Source organism: Mycobacterium shunyiense (assembly GCF_058270075.1).
Genome location: NZ_JBZDPU010000051.1, coordinates 1 through 646 on the forward strand (window position 1 = coordinate 1; position 646 = coordinate 646).

Annotated in this window: 1 protein-coding gene; it reads left to right on the forward strand. The window is 63.5% G+C overall.

What is annotated here, in order from left to right; translation table 11 throughout:
- Nucleotides 1-646, forward strand: a 646-nt coding sequence (locus AC4ELH_RS35325) for an AMP-binding protein (RefSeq protein ID WP_498889595.1), incomplete at both ends; no start/stop codon positions are given.

Below are 646 nucleotides of genomic sequence, written 5' to 3' on the forward strand. Positions count from 1 at the left end.
GGCGTGTCCGGCCGATGTGGTGGATCGGTGGGCGCCGGGTCGGGTGTTGATCAATGGGTATGGTCCGACTGAGACGACGGTGTATGCCACGATCAGTGCGCCATTGCAGCCTGGGATGGGTACCGTCCCGATCGGTGTGCCGGTTCCGGGTGCTGGTTTGTTTGTTTTGGATCGGTGGTTGCGTCCGGTTCCCCCGGGTGTGGTGGGTGAGTTGTATGTGGCCGGCCGCGGGGTCAGTGCGGGGTATCTGGGCCGGGCTGGTTTGACGGCCTCGAGGTTTGTGCCGTGTCCGTTCGGTATGCCGGGTGCTCGGATGTATCGGACCGGGGATTTGGTGTCGTGGGGTGCCGATGGGCAGTTGCGGTATGCCGGGCGTGCTGATGAGCAGGTCAAGATCCGCGGCTATCGCATCGAGTTGGGTGAAATCCAAAGCGCGCTGGCTGATTTGGATGGTGTGGCGCAGGCGGTGGTGATCGTTCGCGAGGATCAGCCTGGTGACAAGCGGTTGGTCGGTTACCTGACCGGTACTGCAGATCCGGTGCAAGCTCGTGCGGCTCTGGCCGAGCGGTTGCCGGCTTACATGGTGCCCGCGGCCGTGGTGGCTCTTGATGCGTTGCCGTTGACGGTCAACGGCAAGCTGGACAAG